16 protein-coding genes are annotated in these 19,204 nt (G+C 42.9%); 9 read left to right on the top strand and 7 right to left on the bottom strand.

Annotated features, from left to right (window positions below; genetic code table 11):
* Window positions 1-31: 31 nt before the first annotated feature.
* Window positions 32-1,816, bottom strand: a complete 1,785-nt coding sequence (locus IPP77_03030) for an arginine--tRNA ligase (GenBank protein ID MBL0308677.1) — start codon at window positions 1,814-1,816, stop codon at window positions 32-34.
* 69 nt (window positions 1,817-1,885) lie between these two features.
* On the opposite strand from IPP77_03030, the gene IPP77_03025 reads away from it, so the two are divergent.
* Window positions 1,886-3,280 (top strand): arginine decarboxylase, encoded by a 1,395-nt coding sequence (locus IPP77_03025; protein ID MBL0308676.1) that lies wholly within the window; start codon window positions 1,886-1,888, stop codon window positions 3,278-3,280.
* 28 nt (window positions 3,281-3,308) lie between these two features.
* On the opposite strand, the gene IPP77_03020 is transcribed toward IPP77_03025, so the two are convergent.
* Entirely contained in the window at window positions 3,309-4,394 is a 1,086-nt protein-coding gene (locus IPP77_03020) for a branched-chain amino acid aminotransferase (protein ID MBL0308675.1), read from the bottom strand.
* A 105-nt stretch (window positions 4,395-4,499) separates the two neighbouring features.
* On the opposite strand from IPP77_03020, the gene IPP77_03015 reads away from it, so the two are divergent.
* The gene (locus IPP77_03015) at window positions 4,500-4,943 is read left to right on the top strand and encodes a hypothetical protein (GenBank protein MBL0308674.1); all 444 of its coding nucleotides are present in this window, start codon (window positions 4,500-4,502) and stop codon (window positions 4,941-4,943) included.
* Between the two features lie 192 nt (window positions 4,944-5,135).
* Window positions 5,136-6,347: a 3-deoxy-D-manno-octulosonic acid transferase gene (locus tag IPP77_03010; protein ID MBL0308673.1), complete on the top strand. Its 1,212-nt coding sequence runs from the start codon at window positions 5,136-5,138 to the stop codon at window positions 6,345-6,347.
* A 21-nt stretch (window positions 6,348-6,368) separates the two neighbouring features.
* Here IPP77_03010 and IPP77_03005 read toward each other — a convergent pair whose 3' ends face one another.
* A complete protein-coding gene (locus tag IPP77_03005) occupies window positions 6,369-11,168 on the bottom strand; it encodes a translocation/assembly module TamB domain-containing protein (GenBank protein MBL0308672.1) in 4,800 nt (1,599 codons plus the stop codon).
* 133 nt (window positions 11,169-11,301) lie between these two features.
* Here IPP77_03005 and tsaD point away from each other — a divergent pair, with 133 nt between their 5' ends.
* From tsaD to IPP77_02980, 5 genes are read left to right on the top strand one after another with little or no spacing between them, the layout of a single operon-like run.
* Window positions 11,302-12,303 carry a tRNA (adenosine(37)-N6)-threonylcarbamoyltransferase complex transferase subunit TsaD gene (tsaD, locus tag IPP77_03000; protein MBL0308671.1) on the top strand — a complete coding sequence of 334 codons (1,002 nt, stop codon included), beginning with the start codon at window positions 11,302-11,304 and terminating at the stop codon, window positions 12,301-12,303.
* Window positions 12,304-12,353: 50 nt separating this feature from the next.
* Window positions 12,354-12,905 (top strand): DUF1573 domain-containing protein, encoded by a 552-nt coding sequence (locus IPP77_02995; GenBank protein ID MBL0308670.1) that lies wholly within the window; start codon window positions 12,354-12,356, stop codon window positions 12,903-12,905.
* A complete protein-coding gene (gene ruvX, locus IPP77_02990; protein ID MBL0308669.1) occupies window positions 12,905-13,318 on the top strand; it encodes a Holliday junction resolvase RuvX in 414 nt (137 codons plus the stop codon). The genes IPP77_02995 and ruvX overlap by 1 nt, the downstream gene beginning before the upstream one ends.
* A gap of 43 nt (window positions 13,319-13,361) precedes the next feature.
* Window positions 13,362-13,589, top strand: a complete 228-nt coding sequence (locus IPP77_02985) for a type II toxin-antitoxin system HicB family antitoxin (GenBank protein MBL0308668.1) — start codon at window positions 13,362-13,364, stop codon at window positions 13,587-13,589.
* A complete protein-coding gene (locus tag IPP77_02980) occupies window positions 13,586-13,807 on the top strand; it encodes a type II toxin-antitoxin system HicA family toxin (protein MBL0308667.1) in 222 nt (73 codons plus the stop codon). The genes IPP77_02985 and IPP77_02980 overlap by 4 nt, the downstream gene beginning before the upstream one ends.
* 115 nt (window positions 13,808-13,922) lie before the next feature.
* Here IPP77_02980 and IPP77_02975 read toward each other — a convergent pair whose 3' ends face one another.
* A complete protein-coding gene (locus IPP77_02975; GenBank protein MBL0308666.1) occupies window positions 13,923-14,840 on the bottom strand; it encodes a carboxypeptidase regulatory-like domain-containing protein in 918 nt (305 codons plus the stop codon).
* Window positions 14,841-14,900: 60 nt separating this feature from the next.
* On the opposite strand from IPP77_02975, the gene IPP77_02970 reads away from it, so the two are divergent.
* The gene (locus IPP77_02970; protein ID MBL0308665.1) at window positions 14,901-15,308 is read left to right on the top strand and encodes a hypothetical protein; all 408 of its coding nucleotides are present in this window, start codon (window positions 14,901-14,903) and stop codon (window positions 15,306-15,308) included.
* Window positions 15,309-15,474: 166 nt separating this feature from the next.
* On the opposite strand, the gene menB is transcribed toward IPP77_02970, so the two are convergent.
* The 3 genes from menB to IPP77_02955 are packed head-to-tail and all read right to left on the bottom strand — an operon-like array spanning window position 15,475 to window position 19,185.
* Window positions 15,475-16,296, bottom strand: a complete 822-nt coding sequence (gene menB / locus IPP77_02965; protein ID MBL0308664.1) for a 1,4-dihydroxy-2-naphthoyl-CoA synthase — start codon at window positions 16,294-16,296, stop codon at window positions 15,475-15,477.
* On the bottom strand, window positions 16,293-18,002 hold the full coding sequence (gene menD, locus IPP77_02960; protein ID MBL0308663.1) for a 2-succinyl-5-enolpyruvyl-6-hydroxy-3-cyclohexene-1-carboxylic-acid synthase: 1,710 nt from the start codon (window positions 18,000-18,002) through the stop codon (window positions 16,293-16,295). Before menD ends, menB begins: the two co-directional genes overlap by 4 nt.
* A 22-nt stretch (window positions 18,003-18,024) precedes the next feature.
* Complete coding sequence (locus IPP77_02955; protein MBL0308662.1) at window positions 18,025-19,185, bottom strand: isochorismate synthase; 1,161 nt, start codon at window positions 19,183-19,185, stop codon at window positions 18,025-18,027.
* Between the last annotated feature and the right edge of the window lie 19 nt (window positions 19,186-19,204).

Here is a 19,204-nt window from a genome sequence, read left to right as displayed (position 1 = left end):
AATTAAATATTATAAAAAAAGCAGGGAGGGGTTACATCTTCTCCGGCACATCAATCCCCAACAATTTCATGGCTTGTTTAATCACCCGTCCGGTTTGCGCGGAAAGAGCGACGCGCAATTGCTTCTCTTCGGGAGTAGCGGCGGTTAGCACCGGCTGGTCGTGATAGAACTTGTTATAGGTTTTGGCAAGCGCATAGGCGTAATTGGCAATTTCAGATGGGTCGAATTTGTCGGAAGCGGCCTTTACGGTGTTCTCATATTCGCTGAGTTGGAGAATGAGTTCGCGCTCCACATCGGCAATCGGCACAGAATCAATGGATACGGCAGACCAATTTTCTTGCACAGCCGCTTTGCGCAAAATGGCGCATATCCGGGCGTGGGTATATTGAATGAAAGGCCCCGTGTGCCCATGAAAATCAATACTCTCTTCGGGATTGAAGATGATTTTTTTGTAAGGATTTACTCGGAGGATGAAATACTTCAAAGCGCCCAACCCAATGGTGCGATATAGTTCTTTCGCCTGTTCGTCGGTGAAGCCTTCAATCTTTCCCAGTTCTTTTGTTTTCTCTTCGGCAATGCGCAACACTTCTGCAATTAAATCATCGGCATCGGCGGTTTTGCCTTCGCGCGATTTAAAACGACCAGTCGGCGATTCGACCAAACCATACGACAAATGGTAGATGCCATCGGCCCATGTTTTGCCCAATTTCTGTAAGGCTAGTTTCAGGACTTTAAAATGATAGTCCTGCTCGTTGGCCACGACATAAATCATCTGCTCCATCTTGAATTCGTCGTAGCGCAATTGTGCCGTAGCCAAATCCTGAGTGATATAAAGCGAAGTGCCATCTGCCCGAAGCAGGATCTTCTCATCCAGTTTTTCTTCGGTTAAATCAACCGCGACGGAGCCATCCGGTTTTTTGAAGTAAACTTTCTTTTCAATTCCTTCTTCAACGATGTCTTTGCCCAGTTTATAGGTTTTGCTTTCGAAGTAATCCTTCTGAAAATCAACCCCCAAAATTTCAAAGGTTTTATGAAACCCTTCATACACCCAATCGTTCATCTGTTTCCAAAGAGAAATGGTGGCTTCGTCGCCAGCTTCCCATTTCAGCAACATTTCCTGTGCTTCTTTGAAAATGGGAGTCAGTTTCCGTGCTTCATCTTTGTCGGCAGGAAGGTTTGGAATAGCCTTCAATTCTTCCTGAACCACCTGATTGAACATGACATACCAATCGCCCACAAAGTGATCGCCTTTGATACCGGTGGATTGTGGCGTAGCGCCTTTGGCATATCTGTTATAAGCCACCATACTTTGACAAATGGCGATTCCTCGGTCGTTATAGATGTTTACTTTGGTTACGTCATTGCCCGATGCTTTCAAAATCTCACTCATGGAAAAACCCAAAAGCATATTGCGGACGTGGCCGATGTGTAGAGGCTTGTTGGTGTTGGGTCCACAATATTCTAAAACCACTTTCCTTTTATTCTCAGCAAAAGTTCCAAACGTTTTGTTTTGAGAAATTTCATTCAGGTGCCGAATCCAATAAGAAGCCGATAGGGAAAGATTTAGGAAGCCCTTGATGACATTGAACGAGGCGACGATACCGGTAGTTTCCTTCAATTGAGCACCTAATATCTCGGCGGTTTGTTCCGGATTTTTCTTCGAGAATTTAATCAATGGAAATACAACGATGGTATAATCCCCTTCGTGTTCTTTCTTGGTGATATTGATAGTAACCGCCTCCGCAGGAATCTCACAATCGAATTGTTGTTGGAAGATAGTACGAGTGCTGTTTTGCAATGTGGCTTCTAAGGTCATTTTCAGGTTGTATTATTTACGGCTCAATGTCGCGTCTAAATTATATTTTCGCCGCAATTTAACCGGTTCATGACTAAACGACAGAAATACCGCGATCTCATTACGCAAACCTTCGACTTCCCTCAAAGGGATTTCAAAGAAGAAAAAGGCACTCTTTTCTGGAATGATCTTCCGATGATGGATATTATCAAGCGATATGGCACCCCTCTGCGTGTGACATATTTACCGAAGATTTCGCAGCAGATTCAAAAGGCCCGGAGACTTTTTAATTCAGCTATTGCCAATAACAATTATGCCGGCGACTACCATTATTGCTATTGCACCAAAAGCTCCCACTTTTCTTTTGTGCTGGAGGAAGCCCTGAAAAACAAAGTCTTTATCGAAACATCCTCCGCCTTTGACTTTGAATTGATTAAAAAGCTGGAGGAGAAAAAGAAACTTAAGAAGGAGGGTTATATCATCTGCAACGGTTTCAAACCAGATGGCTATGTAGCGAAGATTGTAGAGGCCTTTAATAACGGTTATAAGAATATCATTCCCATAATGGATAACTTAGATGAAGCTGACAAGTATTCGGCTATCACCGGCCCCATGAATATCGGGATGCGTATTGCAGCAGAGGAGGAACCGAAATATGAATTTTATACTTCCCGACTTGGTATTCGGTATAATGACATTGTTCCCTACTATGAACAAAAAATAAAGAACCATCCTTTTCTCAAAATGAAGATGCTTCACTTCTTCATTGATACCGGAATCAAGGATGTAAACTATTACTGGACAGAATTTCACAAAGCCTTGGGGGTCTATTGCGACCTTAAAAAGGTTTGTCCTGAATTAACTGCGCTCAATCTCGGCGGTGGCATGCCCATTAAGCATTCACTGGCCGCTGATTTCGATTATGAGTATATGATTAACGAAATCATATCGCAGATAAAGACCACCTGCAACAATGAAGGAGTAGAAGAGCCGGATATTTTTACCGAATTTGGAAGCTATACTGTGGGAGAGAGTGGTTGCGTATTATTTAGCGTTCTGGGTGTGAAGAATCAAAATGACCGCGAAACATGGTACATGCTAGACGGATCATTGATGAACAGCCTGCCCGATATTTGGGGCCTATCTCAACGCTTTATCATGTTGCCCATCAATAAATGGGAAGATGAATACAAGCACGTGAATCTAGGAGGGATTACCTGCGATGTCGGTGATTATTATAATTCTGATGCCCATATCAATCAGGTTTATCTTCCTAAGATTAAACAGGGCGAAAAACTTCATATCGGCTTTTTCAATACCGGAGCGTACCAAGATACGTTGAGCGGCTATGGAGGGATTAAGCATTGTCTGCTTCCATCACCGCCACATATTCTGGTGGATGAAAAGAAAAAAGGAGACTTTACCTATAAAGTATTTGCCGAAGAGCAAAGCGCAGAAAGCATGATGAAGATTTTAGGCTATTAACCTCAATCGCTTATAAAGAAGTAGGATATTAAAGGCTAACGTGCGAGGAAACCGGTACACGGTGCAACCAACCAAATACGTCCTCTGCCTGACCTGATTTAATAGAAGTAAGCCGAGCTTTTAGCTTATTCGATATTTCACGTCCTTCCAACGGAGGCAATACATAATTTTCACCTTTATAATGAAACTCCCCTATCTGTGAAAGGACAGCAGCCGTTCCGCTTCCAAACATATCTTCAAGTTTGCCCTCATGATAAGCGTTGATAACTTCATCTACCGCAATCTCGCGCTCTTGTACTACATAGCCCTCGTCCTCTGCCAACTTTATAATACTATCGCGGGTGATGCCATCTAGAATAGTACCCTGCTCTAATGATGGGGTGATCAGCACTCCATCAATAATCACAAAAACATTCATGGTGCCAATTTCCTGTAGGTAGCGGTGGTGAATGCCGTCTAACCAAAGAATCTGGTCATAGCCCATCTTCTGAACTTCGCGCATCGGCATCATAGCTGCTCCATAATTTCCGGCACATTTAGCATATCCGGCCCCACCAGGAAAAGCTCTGATATATTTGTCATGTATAAATACCTTCACCGGGCGGTCATAATAAACCCCCACTGGGGAAGTAAAAATCATAAATCGAAAATGCTCCCCTGCCTTGATACCAATAAACTTTTCTGAGGCAAACATAAATGGCCGTATATATAAAGATGAACCGGTCGAAGTAGGAATCCAATCGCGGTCCACAGTCAGTAGTTTGTCTAAAGCACTCATAAAGAGTTCTTCTGGCACTTCCGGCATGGCCATACGATCAGCCGAAATATTAAATCGGTTTACGCTTTTCAAAGGCCGAAATATCACCGGAATCCCATCAGGGTCTTTTTCCGCCTTAATTCCTTCAAAAATAGACTGCCCATAGTGTAGCGAAGAGAGCGCTGGATGAATAGATATCTCTCCAAACGGAACTATTTTACAGTTTCCCCATTCTCCGTTTTCATAATCGGCCACAAACATGTGGTCAGAAAAGTGTTTGCCAAAAGGAAGGTTGTTGAAATCCACCTGATCAATCCCTGATTTCTTTATCCTTTCTACGCTTATTTTGTAACTCATAATCAATAACTTTAAGCCAATTGCTCGTTCCGAACAAAAATAGAATAAATTCCGGTTTTTTCCCTATAGTTCTGTTATTTTTAAACCTTCATTTCACAACTCAAAATGATTCAACTAATCGAAACAAGGGGGCTATTTTCTAAAGATAAAGTTTATCGCCTTACCTACGCAAATGATTGTAGCGTCTCTAAAACATCCAAACGATTGGTGTTGCTTTGCGAATCGCCAGAACAGGATTTGACTACCACCGCTAAAACTATGCTGGACAAATTAGTAAGAGCCTGTAAGTTTCAAGAGGATGAAGTGGTTTTTCTTTATTCTGGCAACGGACAAAAAAATTCTTCGGGTGAGATACAAAGAGTATATTCTCCAGAATTAATTTTGATATTAGGCAACATACCTATCGGTCGAAACGCATTGCCCCTTGATAAACATAAAGTTTATGATTTTTTTGGAATGAAGGTATTGGTTACGTCCCATCCTTCAAAATTGGAAAATAATGAAGCCGAGAAAGCGGTTTTGTGGGGATTACTAAAAAGCACTTTTTGACCTACTACTTAACCTAAGTTGATAGCTACTCAATGAACTGTATCTAAAAACAAGTTTGAAACCAACATTTTATCGAAAAGGCGGTTAATTTTTACCATAGCAAAAGACATCCTCAAGAATCTACTTTATAGTAATAGCAACTAATTTCTAGTTTTTATCCGAATGAACCGCTTCAGTCTTTTAATTTATGATATGGCTATTTATGTATATGGCGTAACCATACAACTTGCTTCTCCTTTTAGTGATAAGGCTAAACAATGGGTTGCAGGAAGAAAAATAGAGCTGCATAGCCTCCCCGAAAAAAAGGGTAAAAGGATCTGGTTTCATTGCGCCTCTTTAGGTGAGTTTGAACAGGCACGACCGGTTATAGAAAATTGGGGCGGTAATCACCCTGATGATCTACTAATTCTCTCTTTCTTTTCCCCATCCGGTTATGAGGTAAGAAAGAATTATAATTGTGTAGATGCCGTTGTTTATCTACCACTGGATACTAAAACGGGGGCAAAGATGTTTTTAGATTGGGCTAAGCCTGATGTTTCGCTATTTGTCAAATATGAGTTTTGGTTTCATTACTTGAATGAACTAAAGCGTCGAAATATTCCAACAATTCTTTTCTCTTCTATTTTTCGAAGAGAGCAGGTATTCTTTAAATGGTACGGAGCTATATTTCGGCAAATGTTGAATATGTTTTCGAAAATATTGGTTCAAAGTGAAGATTCAGTTGATCTTTTAAAGACAATTTCTGTTCCCTCAGAGGTTTGTCTTGACACCCGTTTTGACCGTGTGAAACAAATTGTAGATGAAAGGAGGTCTTACTCTCTGGTTGAAAGATTTAAGGGTGATAAAAAGGTAGTTATTGCAGGAAGTACCTGGAAAAGGGATGAGCAACTTATTTTGTCTGTTATAAATGGTAAACAATTAAAGGGATGCAAATTCATCATTGCTCCTCATGAAATTGATTCTGCTAGTATCTCCGAGTTGCAAAAGAAAATTCTGGCTTATTCTGTTTTGTTTTCCGACCTCAACGAACTAACCGCTGATTCAAGTGAAGTGTTGATCGTGGATAGTATCGGTGATTTGGCATCGCTTTATCAATATGGTGATTTCGTCTATGTCGGCGGAGGCTTTAATGTTGGGGTTCACAATGTATTGGAAGTTGCAGTTCAAGGTGTACCCATCTTTTGGGGCCCTCGCTATCAAAAATCGTTAGAAGCAATAGAACTAATCAATAGAGGCGGGGCCTTTTCGGTTTCATCTGATTCAGAACTGTTGAAAATAATTTCCAGATTAATAGGCGATCCCAAGGAAACTTTTCAATTCAGATCAAATAGAGACTATGTGTTAGAGAGAACCGGCGGCACCCAAAAGGTGCTGATGGAAATATCTATCGCTCTCAACAAGTGAGGCGATCTCACAACGAAAAGATTAAGGGGAAATGATACTAGAATCATTTAGAACCGGAGGAGGAATGTTCACGTTATCAACCGGCACCGCTTTAGTTTTAAGCAACTTTCTTCTCTTAAACAAATCAGCCGGGTTATCAAATTCTCTTCTATACGCAATCCCAATCCCTGTACGATTGCTATTTCGAGAATTGAAGTAATCATAATTAGTTCGATTGTATGCTTTAGCCTTCCATCTTCCATCAGGGGTAAGCGAATATTCAATCTGAAAATCGCCTGTAGGAATGACATTTCTTTCCACACCGCTTGGGTTATTGCCAAAATCAAGATTGCCTCCCGCATTAATACTTAAACGATTGTTCAATAATCTTTGAGATAAGGCCAACTGAAGTTCTCTACGTGTATCAATGCCACCAGTAGTTGAAGTACTACTTGTAGGATCATATTGACGATAATTTAAGTTGATGCTTAAGTTTGATAAATCTGAATTACCGGTATAACTCAATAAGTCTCCAAGGTAATTGGAGAGTTGAGAGGATAGAAATTCGCTTACAGTGTTTGCCGCCGTTCCACCCAAACCGCTTGGAGTGCCGATAAAACTTGAGGCCGATGAGGATCCCGGAAGAAACTTGTTCATTACCAAAAGTCCAAATACTTGCTTGTTCAATTCAGCAGGATTGTTTTTAAGTAACATTAGCTTCTGTTCAACATATCCACGGATTGCAAGGTCGGCATCCATCACTCTTATATCAAATCCAATATTCGGCTGTTCTAGAGGTCCAGTCAGGTTTAGCAATAGTTTCACCGGAATCCTTCCGCGGGCTACATTGGTTAATTGAACATCATTATTAATTAAGTCATCAATCAGGTCGGAAACAGAACTTCGAACATCATATACAGCATTTAAGTTCAACCCCGCCTTATAAACTTCTCCGTTGAATTTAATCGTACCACCGCTATTTAATTCGAACCTTTTATTGACTACACTTTGCAAGGTGAAGAGATAATTTCCTCTCGAAACTTCATAGTCACCATAAATAGCTGTGTTACCATTCCTTGGGATATGAATCTTAATTGTTCCGGTGCCATAAGTGGTCAGCATATCTCCCGCCACCGGATCTAGTATTATATCCAACCGCGCATCCGGAGTTGCAGTAAGGTTCAAAGTAAAATCCAAACCATTCAATTTTGGCTTTTTATCGGCAAGTGCAGGTTGGTTACTGTGCTTTGTATCCTCGAAACGGTAGAAGGTATAACGATTGGTTTCAAAGCTCGAATTAATCGGCAACCCGCAATAGGTGCCCAATCCAGTCTCTGCATTTGCGACAATTTCAGGATTATTAATTAGACCTGAGAATCGGATATTTCCGGTGCCGTAAGCTATGCCGTAAAAATTGGGGCTTTGTTTGGCTGTAGTGTTTAAAAATTGTGCTCTTTCTCTAACATCAACGTACAAGTCAAGAGCAAAGTCACGGAAACTTTCGTGGTTAATTCTCCCCTCAGCTACAATCGGCGCATTTTTCATATCATAAACCGTAATTCCATTGAGGTTAAAACCGTGCTCATCTAAAATGACCCTTTGATTTTTAACTCTGTAAGCCGTATTAAGGTAAGCAACTGTTACCGTATCGTCCACCAATAATACACTACCTGTTAATATAGGCTTGCTCACGGTCCCTTTTACCTGCAACTTAGCAGTAACATAGCCCCGGCAGCCTTTTACATATTTATCAAAGAATGGATAGTTAAGGAAGTTAAGCCCAATACGTGACGCATCCATCTTTAATTGAATATCGGGACGTTCTGGGTCAATTGAAACATATCCATCTATATCAATATTGTTGTTCACACTTTTTACAGATGAATTAACCCATATTTTCTTGGAGGAAGAATCAAGTTTCATCTCAATATTCACATCTCCTACAAGCTCATCTCCTAGAGTAAACTCATCTACTACTAAGTCTGCATATACCGTTGGCTTATAGAAAACATCTTCTATAGCCAGTTTACCATTCATAGCCCCCTTCAAATCTTTCATTTTCGAGGTAAATATTCCGGTAAAGTCGCCCAAATCAGTATTGTCCAAAATAATTTTTATTGAAGTAGAGGTATCATTTTTTAGATAGCTGTTTATAAAGACCTTTTGTTCCTCTGTTCTGAATACCAGGTTGTTCGTTGTAATCTTCTTACCTTGAATTTTAATCAGGTTTTCGCTATTAAAATACCAATGATAGTTCCCCAATTTTATGTCCGAAGGATCCAGCCTTAAGGTAACTCCATCCGAATAAGGAGTAATAAAGGCAAGCATATCAGCATAGTTGTAATTATTCTTATCACGTACTAATAAACCACATCGGATATTTTTTTCTTCTGTTTTAGCAAAAACATTTAGCGTATCAATTATCAGGCTGTCCTTATTATAAATTTTATCAACCGAGACATTGAAATCAAACACCCCGTTATCAGATTGGGTGTTCAAATTCATTCCCTTGATTCGATAGCCATTCCACTCTGCCTCCGTCAGGCGCCCGTTTGATTTAAAATGATTAGTAGAACTGTTGAAATCTAAGTTAACTTGTGTTTGTATAATTTTTTTAAAGCTTGGAGAAAATATTTGAGGCAATTCTTGAGGGTCATAAATCCGTATGTCAGCTTTGAAGTCCTGAACGGAAGTATTGTCTGGGATATTATCAAACACATTTGGGAATACACTATTGACAAAGCCCTTAAACACCCCTGGCAATTCTGAGAAATTGAAATGTCCCTCAATTTCTGCTTCTGCAAAGTCAGCGTCCAGAGTTAACTTCTTTTGTCTTCCGTTGCCGGACGTAGCCTCAATCAAGATTTTCTTGACCTCAGCCTGAAGGTCATCCCTGGTAAGTTTTACATCGCTAAGATTTATTTTGCCATTCAAATTGTCAAAGTTGTTTCCTTCAATATTTGCATCCATTTGACCCGCCACGCTGATATTTGCTTTGGATAGATTCAAAGGTTGAAGCATGGCTTTTCGTACCGTAGCTTTAAAATCATAGTTTGGCATTGAATCGGTCAGAACAGCTTTCCCATTAAAATCCATGTCAAGGTATTCATCTCTAATTTTCAGGGTGCCACTAAACGACTTTTGAACCACCAAACCTGAAATCAAAATATCCCGATAATCATGCCCTCTGAATTGAATACTTGAGATTTGACCATCAATACTATCTCTCAGGCTTTCTAAAGTGAGCCCAACTCCTGTCATTTTACCTTTAAGGGAAACCTTTCCCAAATTTACTTCATCACGAAAGTATTTCCCCAAATCAAATTCATTTAAAGCTAGATCGCCACGATAACTCGCCCGATTCTTTTTCGGGTTGTACTTAAAATTGACATCCGTGGTAGCATTACCGATAGAGGTAACCAGTTTTCCGGTAGAAACAAAGTCCGTGACAAACCCATCTAATGACCCTGAGTAATAAATCAAGCCAAGAGTTTGCAAATTATCCGGCGTCTTTAATTTAGGGAAAATACGTTTGAGGTCATCCGCGGTGGTTGCTAAGCGATCAACCCGAAGGTTCAATGAGGTTTCATAAATATCCGGTAATCCTCGTGTATAAAAATTTCCCTGAAAAAATGTGCTGTTGCCCATCCGTATCTCAATACCTCTGCCTTTCAGGTTGTTCACCCTGCCGTCAATCTCACCACTTATATACAGCCGATTGTGTTCCACCGCATCCAGAGTTCGGAGAAAATAATTCAAATCTTTCAAAGAGAACTTAGTTCCTTTAAGCTGAGTCTTGATGCGAACCTTGTTTAAAAAATCCCCAAAGTCATTGAACTCCTGAAAGCGGAAACTGAGATAGTTTTTGATTTCACTATTCGGGGTCTTAATATTCAACTTGTCAAACGTTAAGCCGTTTACAGATATTCGCGCTTCGGTACTCAGACTTTCCAGCGTGAAACCACTGCGTTCCTTGGCTGAAAGGCGACGAATACTTGTGGTGATTGTATCCGCATCTACCAATCCATCTTTTGCTAACAAGTAAATATCAGTCACATGAAGATGTTTGAAATCAATTCCTTTAGGTAAAATAGAATCATTGCGCAGGTCATCTATGCGGAAAGATGAATTGGTAATGAGCAATTCATCGTACTTAATTTTCAGACCATCTTTCAGAAAGTGAATTGCATTTACAGAATCCACTTTCTCCTTCTTGTACTTCATCTGTCCCATCGCCACTTGCACGCTATCGAAATGAAGAGAATGAATGTCAATCCATTTCTTTTTAAGATCAATCTGGTTAACCGCTATTTCTGCTTTTCCGATATGAACCACTACATCAGAACCCGCTTGGTCATCAAGGTATCTAAAGCTGACTCGGCTCAAATTCGCCTCATCTAAATCAACATCCCATTTAACTCCACCTGATGTCGTATCCTTTTTATTCTGTTTTGATTGAAACGAGCTAAACAACTCCTCTATGTTCAGTTTTCCGCTTAAGGAATCTTTATGCAAAAACAATTGCCCCCCATCAAGCAACAGGCTTTTAACCTTGATTTTCTTATTAAACAATTCAAAGGCCGAAAAACTCACTTCCAATCGCTTGGTATAAATCATCGCATCCATTTGATGATCTTCCATATAAAAGTTGACCAACTCAGCGCGGGTGAAGAACTTAATCTTCACCCGTTCTATCGAAACCTTCGTGTCTAAGGAATTAGAAAGCATATCGGTAGCGCGCTGTGCCAGAAAAGTTTGTACACTCTGTTGCTGAATGGCAAAGTAAAAGCCCGCCACCAGTACCACCAGCACTAAACCAACAATCAGTAAAATTCTAAGCACGCGACTTTTCAATTTCCCTCTTCTTCAAATACTTAAACGAACAACGCACATTTTCTTTAAAATTATAACCCAAACTCTTTTCATTCTATCTTCTCATCCACTCCAATATCCTCATTCCGGCTATTTTCGCCGCGTGAGTATTACTATTCTGGCTATTGAATCTTCTTGCGATGACACCTCTGCCGCCGTCGGCAAAGATGCCAAAATTCTTGCCAACCTTGTGGCCGGTCAGCAGGTGCATGAAGTATGGGGCGGTGTAGTGCCCGAACTGGCATCTCGTGCCCATCTCCAAAACATACTTCCAGTGGTGGATGCCACTCTGAAACAAGCTGGTGTGACCAAAAGCGAACTCAGCGCCATTGCCTTTACCCGTGGGCCGGGCTTGATTGGTTCTTTGCTAGTCGGTGTAAACTTTGCCAAATCTATGGCGCTGGCCCTTGACATTCCTTTGATTGAAATCAACCACATGCAGGCGCATGTATTGGCGGCGTTTATCGAGCATCAACCCTCCTTCCCCTTTCTCTGTTTGACGGTTTCGGGTGGCCATACTCAATTCGTGCTCGTTAAGAATTATTTGCAAATGGAAGTGCTGGGCGAAACGCTCGACGATGCCGCCGGTGAAGCATTCGATAAAACGGCTAAGCTTCTGGGTTTGCCTTATCCCGGTGGCCCGCTGATGGACAAAATGGCGCAGAACGGAAACCCAGATAAATTTTCTTTCGCAGAGCCACAAATATCCGGCCTCGATTTTTCTTTCAGCGGCTTAAAAACTTCCGTGCTTTATTTCATCCAAAAGGAAGTAAAGAAGAACCCGACGTTTATTGAAGAAAACCGAGCAGACCTCTGTGCCTCTATTCAAAAAACCATCGTAGATATTCTTCTGAAAAAATTAGAAAAGGCCATGAAACAAACCGGTGTGAAAGAAATGGCGCTGGCCGGTGGCGTATCGGCAAACAGCGAGTTGCGCCGCCGCTTTGAACAAATAGGAATTCGCAACGGCTGGAAAACATTTATCCCCAGTCTGGAATACTGCACCGACAACGCCGCCATGATTGCCACCGCAGCTCATTACAAATTCCTGGCTGGAGAATTTACCCCGCAGGACACCGAGCCTTTACCTAGGTATCATCTCTAAAATTTAATCAACGGTGATTTAGCTAATATTGTTCCGAAAAAAATCAGCAGATGTATCATAAAATAGTAACCGTCGTATTGGTGGTGCTCGTCGGCACTACCGGCTATTTGTGGATGCAAAACCGCCAGTTGCACCACACCATTGATGGATTGAAAACCGAAATGGGCGAAGTTCATAAAGCCGCCGAAGAAGCTGCAAAAGCAAAGGCCGCCGAACCCAGCCCCTTCGACCAGCCCAACAACGACCCCCTCTCCCACCTCTACGGTCCCGATGCAAAGGTCACGACCTCTATCAAATTCGACCGCTTGACGCATGACTTTGGAAGAATTGCAGATGGAAGCAAGGTGAAGACCAAATTCAAGTTCACCAATACGGGCAAAGTAGCGCTCATCATCAGCGGCGCGCAAGGCTCCTGCGGATGCACCGTTCCTCAATGGCCGCGCGACCCTATCAAACCGGGCGAAACCGGTGAGATTGATGTGGAGTTTGACAGTTCAGGCAAAAGCGGTGAAACCTCCAAGACCGTTACCGTAGGTGCCAATACCGACCCGGCCTCCACCGTGCTGACCATCAAGGCCACCGTCATTCCCAATGTGAAATAATGGGCAGAATCTTGGCCTTTGATTTTGGAACCAAGCGCGTTGGCATAGCCGTTACCGATCCATTGAAGTTGATTGCCAACAGTTTGGAAACCACGCCGACCAAAGATATTCATGCTTTTATCAAGAGCTACTGCGCCCGCGAAGAGGTAGAAGCCTTTGTGGTGGGCTATCCTTTTTCGCATGGCCACAGCGCCAACCCCGTAACCGAACATATTGACCGCTTTATCAAAACACTAGAAACTGCTTACCCCGATAAAAAAGTTCACCGCATGGACGAGAGTTTTACCTCCCGCATGGCCTCGCAGACTTTGCTGCTAAGCGGCAAGGGCAAAATGGACCGCAGAAACAAAGGCCATATTGATGCCATCTCGGCCAATATTATTCTGCAATCCTTTTTGGAGATGAGGAAATAAAAAAGGAAATACTTTTAACTTTACCATCTTTAATACAAACCAGATGAAAACAGAAAGGTTTACTGCAATTCTTGAAAAAGACGGCGATATGTATGTGGCATTATGCCCTGAACTGGACATTGCCAGTCAGGGCAAGGCCATAGAAGATGCAATGGCTAATTTGAAAGAAGCCGTAGAGTTGTTTTTGGAAAGCGCTGACCCCAGCGAAATTCAGCAGCGCCTGCATACAGATTTATTCGTCACACAATTTGAAATAGTGCGCGCTGCATGAGTAAATTGCGCATACTGTCCGGCATGGCTGTATGCCGTATTCTCGAAGAACATGGATTTATTCAGGTCAGGCAAAAAGGCAGCCATATCATTATGCAGCAAAAGAAGGAAGGCAGCACTGTCACAGTTCCTGTGCCGAACCATAACGAAATAAAGACCGGCACTTTATTGTCTATTATTCGGCAAAGCCGATTGCCCAGAGAATTATTTGAAGTGTAGATTTTGTTTGGGTTTAAACTGTGCAAATCACTATAACGAAAAAAGCCCCGCATTCTCTCGCGGCTCATGGCTCTAAGCTCATAGCTAATAGCTAATAGCTCGTAGCTTCCTTTCATCACGCCAACACCATCGTCACCGGAATATCAATATGCTGTCCACGCTTTACGGTGAAGCGCACCACCTTTCTTGCATAGCCTGGCTTGGTAAACTCCGCATCATACGTCCCGTGCTTAAACTTCTCTATCACCGCCTCTCCGTTTATGTTAGTTTCCGATTCCCTCTTTGGCTCATACTCCAAAATTTTCACCTTCACATGATTCAGCGGCACTCCTGCCGGGTCGTCCGGTGGGATAGGGCCTGTTACAATCACCTTAATGCCTGTATGATGCACCCCCGTTTCAATAATCTGCATCGCGAGTTGGAACTGCTGCACCAGAAAAGGGTTCGATTCACTGTATTCGCCAAACAGAAGGTCAAACATATCATCAATAGCTTCAAAGGCGATGTCGTATTGTCCGGGCAACTGATTGGTGGACTCCGTTTTTTTCGCTTCCCGCGCCACGATGGGCAGCACTTGAGCGGCGTCAAAAGTAGTTACGGAATTATCAATCAGGGTGATGTCGCCCGCGCTGACGTTCGTGAGGGTGGCGAGGTTGTCATTCATTGCTTTGCGCATCGCCAGCGTCCGGTCAATGGCCGTTTGCTTGTCCGCTTTATAAATGTAGCTATACGAATGGCTGAGCGATTCGGCCAACGCCAAGTCTCCATTAAGTTTTGCTTTGACACGTGCTTTTTTAGCCAACCGATTCACCGTTTTAGCCATCGCTTTTTTGGCAGTAATACTCAAAATTTCCAATCCCGAATCGTCCTGACTTTGGCGCTGCCCCAACAGGTTTATTTGAGCCCGCGCGCCATCAAAAATTCCCTGCGGCGTGCCATAATCGGCAATGGCCGCAATTTCAACTGAATGGTCGGTGTTAAACTGTGCTACCCGATCAATAGTATCCTGATGATCTTTTTGTTTATCGTCCATGTTTTCTGTGTTTTGAGTTAAAAAATTGGTTTTTTATGTGAAAAATGTGGAATTAGCATAGTGAACCTGATTTTTGGAAGGCCGGGGAGCCTCTTTGGAAGCTCGGGAAACGACATTGGAAGCCCGGAAAACGACATTGGAGGTGCGGGAAACGACATTGGAAGCCCAGAAAACGACATTGGAAGCGCGGGGAACGACATTGGAAGCTCGGAAAACGACATTGAAAGCCCGGGGAACGACATCGGAGACGCGGGAAACGACATTGAATGTGCGGGGGATGACATTGGATTCACGGAAACCCACATCGCTTTTTGTGCAAAAAACATCAGCGATTCAAGAAATTCAGTAAAATATTTTGTGGAAAAAATTTCTGGTCTGGTTATAAAAAATCCCAATCCTTCACCCTTCATCCGAACCGGTGTTTCAGAGAGAAAAAAACTGTTATTGTCCTTTACAAAAACCATCTGAGAAATAAGTTTAAGCGATGTATCTTACTACAAAATTAATGGCACAAACGAATTATCCAAATTCTTATTGATTTTTTTAAGGCTTTGGTTAAACAAAAAAGCCCCTAACGCGAAACCGGTCAGGGGCTTTGTATTACTGCTAACAGCGAACTGTCAACCGTGAACCCTTAGGGAAACTTCGGGAACTTAGACCAGTCGGGTTTGCGCTTTTCCAGGAAGGCGTTCTTTCCTTCTTTGGCTTCGTCGCTCAGATAATATAGAAGGGTAGCGTTGCCCGCCAGTTCCTGGATGCCGGCTTGACCGTCCAGTTCGGCATTGAAGGAGGATTTGAGCATGCGGATAGAAAGAGGCGATTTCTCTTGGACTTTGCGGCACCATTCTACGGTCACGTCTTCGAGGTCTTTAAGAGGAACGACTTTGTTGACCAATCCCATATTCAAGGCATCGTCGGCATTGTATTGGTCGCAGAGGAACCAGATTTCGCGGGCCTTCTTCTGGCCTACCACACGGGCGAGATAGCTGGCGCCGAATCCACCATCAAAGCTGCCTACCTTGGGACCGGTTTGGCCGAAGATCGCGTTATCGCTGGCAATAGAGAGGTCGCAAACCACGTGTAGCACGTGTCCGCCACCAATCGCAAAACCATTGACCATAGCAATCACACATTTAGGAATGGAGCGAATTTGTTTTTGCAGGTCGAGCACGTTGAGGCGGGGAACGGTGTCTGTTCCAACATATCCGCCATGCCCACGCACGTTTTGATCGCCGCCACTACAAAATGCCTGATCGCCTTCGCCCGTCAGGATGATGATTTGAATGTCTTCGCTGTCGCGGCAAATGTTCATGGCTTCTATCATTTCCTTGACGGTCAATGGCGTGAAGGCGTTTCGGTATCGCGGACGGTTGATGGTTATTTTGGCGATGCCTTCGAAGAATTCAAAACGGATTTCTTCGTATTCGCGGATGGCTTTCCAGTTTCTTTTTTTCATGAGGATTGTTTCAGGTATTTGAAATAGTTTTTGTACACCTCGGCGCTTACTTTGCCATTGGTTTTGATTTCGAGAATGGCCGGCTTTCCGTTGTGCGGTTCATAAAATGTTTGGAGAATTATCTCCAGATCATGTTGGTTGTCGCAATAGTAGTAGGGAATCTGATGATGCGCTGCCAGGTGTTTGGCGGTTAATTGATGCCTCGTTTCAAAGAACTCTTCAAAGCCTTTCAACTTGGTGGGCCCTTCGATGAGGCGAAATATGTTCCCTCCGGAATTGTTGATGACGATCACGCGAAAATCAGGCGTAAGGAAGTTGTTCCAAAGGGCGTTGCTGTCGTAGAAGAAGCTGATGTCGCCCACAATGCTCAAGGTCATTCTTTTGTTCGCGTATGCCGCACCGGCAGCAGTGCTGACGCATCCGTCAATACCACTGGTGCCTCGGTTGGAATGAACGGTCAAGCCGGGGGTTTGGTGGCGGAACAGGTTGGAATAGCGAACCGGAGTGGAGTTTCCGTATTGAATGTTGGCATCGTTGGGGAAGGAAGGGATGAGCAGTTCAAATACTTTCATATCACTGAAAGGAATTTGTTCGAGATATTTCTCGGTTTTCTGTTTGGCATAAGAAGAAAGACTCATCCATTGCTCGCGGAAATCTGATGTAACAGATTCGGGAGTTTCTAAAAGCGCATCGAGAAACTCAATCTCGTTTCCCTGCGAGATTTCATCATAGATATCTTCTCCCAGAAAACTCCAGTTTCGTTGAGCCGACCACTCTTCTTCTATATCCCAATGAAGTTGCGGTTGATGTTTCAGAAATTCTTTCACCTTCTTAGAAACAATCTGTCTGCCCATCGTAATCACCACTTCCGGTATCAGAAACTCGTTAGAAAACTCATTCATGACGGTGATGCAGGCATCCACGTTCATCACGCTATTCTTGATGGGAAGGTTGGAGGTGGTTTCTCTAACAATCAGAATATCCTTCCGGTGGCTGAGCTGCGAAATGCGGCGAACGAATTCTTTGTTTGGTTCGTGCAAGCCTACTATAATCATTTTCTTATGGAAGGTCGAGAACTTGGCTATAATTTTTTCTTTGTCGCTCTTCAGAAGTTTGCTTGATATATCCAGTCGCACCTCCTCTGCATCGAAATGGCGCAGGGGTTCTTCGGTCAGGTCATAAAGAGGCTCATCGAGATAAATATTTATGTGCGCCGGAGTAGGGGTATCGAAATTACTGGTTTTCAATGTCCAGTTTATATTGTTTAACTGCTCATTTAGTTCAGTAAGCTCCGTTTCTTCTGCATTAAAACTGATAGCCTCGGTGTCCTCGGTACTCAAAGCGTAAGACTGATCAATAGCCTGATTATCTCCTTTCATAAAGGCCTGTTCAGGCCGGTCTGCTGATATATATATCACGGCTTGCTGTTGGTAATAAGCCTCATAGTAGGAAGGTGCGAGGTTGACAACGGCCGTTCCAGAAGTACAAACTACTCCAATCAATTCTCTTGATTGCTGTGCCATGCCTAAAGCAAAGTATCCGGCTACGCGTTCATCAGGGATGATGATACATTCTATTTCGGGAATCTGCGAAAAAGCAATATAAATAGGTGCAGAGCGAGAACCCGGACTAAAAACCACTTTGCGCATACCATGTTGCTTACAAAGTTCAGCGATCATTCTTACCGCCATTTTTGTGGTGTTCATCACAGCAAATATGAAAGGTTTTTTAAAATAATTCAGCTTGGGGAAACATTTGCTGAATGACGCGCAACAGTGTTTTAGCTTTCATGTTTGTTTCCCTCCATTCATATTTCGGCTGAGAGTGCAATGTAATCCCGGCTCCGACAAAAAGCTGCAGTCTATGCGGAAGCACTTTCATGCATCGGAGGTTGACAAACAAGTGGACTTCCTCATCGAAATTGATTGGCCCCAGAAACCCGGCATAAAATTCGCGCTCGCTGTTTTCGTTTTTGAGAATAAAGGAAATAGCCTCTTCTTTCGGCAAACCAGCCACCGCAGGGGTAGGATGCAATTCATCTACCAGTTTCTGCCAGTCGCGCAGCGGAGCATCGCTTAACTCAAACTCTGTTTGCAAGTGAATTACATTCCCCGCCTGAACCGTACCATGCTTTGCCACCACCGGCTGCCTTTTGATCACTTTTTGAAAGGCTTCGCCGATATAGATACTCACTAGTTCTTGTTCTTCCACTTCCTTATCGCCCCAACCACTTTCCGGCGATTTAGGAGAATTAGATTGGGTCCCAGCCATAGAATAGGTGGTGAATTTCTCTTCTTTCACTCTCAGTAATAATTCGGGTGTAGCGCCTATCCACAAACCATACTCCGGGATAGAGACTAAACTGACAAACGCCGTCGGATATTCTTTACATAACTTTTCAAACATCGCAACCGGATGGAAGTCTGCTGGCTTTTTTACTTCGATACTTCTCGCCGCTACCACTTTGCTGAATTTCTTTTCTGCGATAAGAACCTTAATACGACTGATGTAATCTGAATATTCTTTTTCAGTAGTAGGTTCTCTTTCTAACCCCGCATGTTCTTCATGTTCGACGACGGGAATAGTTCCATTATAAAAATCCAGCGAAGGAAGTGCATTCAACAAAGTATGCACGTCGGGTTGAATCAGTACCTTGCTGAATTCACGATATTCATGAAAGGGAGCAAACATAAAACCACGAGCCTGAGAATAGCCTGCTTCGGATGACAACTTATGCACGACAGAGCTATTTTGAGCTACCACCATAGGCTCCAATTTAGCAGCCATATTCCCAGCAGAGCTCGGAAGCTGGTAAAAGGCGAAAGGCAGTTGGTGTACTACACAATAATCAAAAAATGCTTGGGCGGTAGTAGCAGATGAATCGGTCAAGACAAAGCAGTTTCGCGCA

It is taken from the genome of Bacteroidota bacterium (assembly GCA_016722375.1).
In the GTDB taxonomy this organism is placed as follows: Bacteria; Bacteroidota; Bacteroidia; order Chitinophagales; family LD1; genus Bog-950.
The sequence above is the reverse complement of the archived record's forward strand: the minus strand, read 5'-3'. Positions and strand labels throughout refer to the sequence as shown.